This is a genomic window from Hydrogenophaga sp. (assembly GCF_051007235.1).
Taxonomy (GTDB): Bacteria; Pseudomonadota; Gammaproteobacteria; order Burkholderiales; family Burkholderiaceae_C; genus Hydrogenophaga.
In genome coordinates, this window is record NZ_JBPCSJ010000502.1 from 1 (window position 1) to 2,549 (window position 2,549).

Genomic DNA, 2,549 nt, shown 5'->3' on the forward strand with positions numbered 1-2,549 from the left:
ACATCTGGAAGGCCTGCCCGGTCATCATCGAGACGCTGCGCGAACACGGCCGCCTGATGGCCACGGTCGGCATCACGCACAGCTACCCGCACTGCTGGCGCCACAAGACGCCCGTGATCTACCGCGCCGCGGCACAGTGGTTTGTGCGCATGGACGAGGGCGAGGGCGTCTTCACGAAAGACAAGGCGCCCAAGACCCTGCGCCAGCTGGCCCTGGACGCCATCGACCACACCAGCTTCTACCCCGAGAACGGCAAGGCCCGCCTGCGCGACATGATCGCCAACCGGCCCGACTGGTGCATCTCGCGCCAGCGCAGCTGGGGCGTTCCGGTCCCATTCTTCCTGCACAAGGATTCGGGCGAGCTGCACCCGCGCACGATGGACATCCTCGACCAGGCGGCCGACATCGTGGAAAAGGGCGGCATCGAGGCCTGGAGTCGCGTGACGGCCGAAGAGATCCTGGGCGCTGAAGGTCCACATGGGGCCCCGCAGTACACCAAGAGCACCGACATCCTCGAGGTCTGGTTCGACTCCGGCTCCACGTTCTGGCACGTGCTGCGCGGCAGCCACGCCAAGGCCTACCCCAACGGTGCTTCTCACGCACAAGGCCCCGAGGCCGACCTGTACCTCGAAGGCCACGACCAGCACCGCGGCTGGTTCCACAGCTCGCTGCTGCTGGGCTGCGCCATCGAAGGCCGCGCCCCGTACAAGGGCCTGCTGACCCACGGTTTCGCCACCGACGGCCAGGGCCGCAAGATGAGCAAGAGCCTGGGCAACACGGTGGAGCCGCAGTCGGTGACCAGCAAGCTCGGCGCCGAGATCGTGCGCCTGTGGGTGGGCGCGACCGACTACTCGGGCGACCTGAACATCGACGACAAGATCCTGGCCCGCGTGGTCGATGCCTACCGCCGCATCCGCAACACGCTGCGCTTCCTGATGGCCAACACGGTGGACTTCGACCCCGCGACGGACACCGTGCCGCTGGAGCAGATGCTGGAGATCGACCGCTACGCCCTGGCCCGCGCCAGCGAGCTGCAGGCCGAGATCCTCAGGCACTTCGATGTCTACGAGTTCCACCCGGTGGTGAGCAAACTGCAGGTGTACTGCTCCGAAGACCTGGGCGCGTTCTACCTGGACGTGCTCAAGGACCGGCTGTACACGACCGCACCGAAGTCGCTGGCCCGCCGTTCGGCGCAGACCGCGCTGCACCAGATCACCCACGCCATGCTGCGCTGGATGGCGCCCATCCTCAGCTTCACCGCCGAGGAAGCCTGGGCCGTGTTCGCCAAGGACTCGACCCAAGGCTCAATCTTCTTCGAGACCTTCTCGGCCCTGCCGTCGGCCAACGAGGCGCTGCTGGCCAAGTGGGCGCGCATCCGAGAGATCCGCGACGTGGCCAACAAGGCCATCGAAGATCTGCGCACCGCGGGCCAAGTCGGCGCTTCGCTGCAGGCCACGCTGACCATCACCGCCGGCGCCGACGACGCAGCCCTGCTGCGCGCGCTGGGCGTGGACCTGAAGTTCGTGACCATCACCTCGGCCGTGACCGTGGTGGATGGCGCCGAACTGGCCGTGACCGTGGCACCCAGCACCGCCACCAAGTGCGAACGCTGCTGGCACTACGCCGACGACGTGGGGGCGCACGCCGAGCACCCCACGCTGTGTGGCCGCTGCGTGAACAACCTGGCCGAAGCGGCCGGCGCGGGCGCGGGCGAAACCCGCCGGGTGGCCTGATGGCGACCGCCAAGTACAAGGGCCGCGGCAAGGCCGGCGGTGGCGGTGGCGGTGGCGGTGGTGCCAGTCTCTGGCCCTGGCTGGGCCTGGCGGCCGGCATCCTGCTGCTGGACCAGTTCACCAAGACGCTGATCCTGGGCTATTACCAGCTGGGCGACAGCACCACCATCACCAGCTTTTTCAACATCGTGCGCGTGCACAACACCGGCGCGGCGTTCTCCTTCCTGGCGTCTGCCGGCGGCTGGCAGCGCTGGTTTTTCACCGGCATTGGCATCGCCGCGGCGGTGTTCATCGTCTGGATGCTGCGTTCCCACCCCGGCCAGAAGCTGTTCGCGTTTGCGCTGTCGTGCATCCTGGGCGGCGCCATCGGCAACGTGGTCGACCGGGTGTTGCACGGTTACGTGGTGGACATGCTGGACTTCCACTGGTCCTTCCTGTCGGGCATCTTCCCCGGTGGGCATTTTCCGGCCTTCAACCTCGCCGACACGGGCATCACCATCGGTGCGATGGCGCTGATCCTGGACGAGATCCTGCGCGTCAAAAGAAGTTGACCCCCACGCTCCGCCGCTGCGCGGGTCGCTGCCCCATGGCCGGGAAGGGCCCCGGTCGTTGCTGTGTCCTGGGGCTGATCCGGCTTGGGGCGGCCCGGCGCCGGATCGCCGGTTCGACCTGCTGTGAGGTGGTCTTGCTGCGCGGCGTATAGTTTTCCTCAGCCATGACACACCTGCTGAATCTGCTGGCCGCCATTGCGCTGCTGGTCTGGGGAACACACCTTGTGCGCACCGGCGTGCTGCGGGTGCTGGGCAGCCGCCTGCG

2 protein-coding genes are annotated in these 2,549 nt (G+C 67.6%); both read left to right on the forward strand.

Going from position 1 to position 2,549, the window contains the following annotated elements:
- Positions 1-1,733: isoleucine--tRNA ligase (locus tag ACR2JA_RS17790; RefSeq protein WP_434010403.1), on the forward strand; the 1,733-nt coding region annotated here is incomplete at its 5' end.
- Positions 1,733-2,284 carry a signal peptidase II gene (gene lspA, locus ACR2JA_RS17795; RefSeq protein WP_434010404.1) on the forward strand — a complete coding sequence of 184 codons (552 nt, stop codon included), beginning with the start codon at positions 1,733-1,735 and terminating at the stop codon, positions 2,282-2,284. The genes ACR2JA_RS17790 and lspA, both read left to right, overlap by 1 nt.
- Positions 2,285-2,549: the final 265 nt, after the last annotated feature.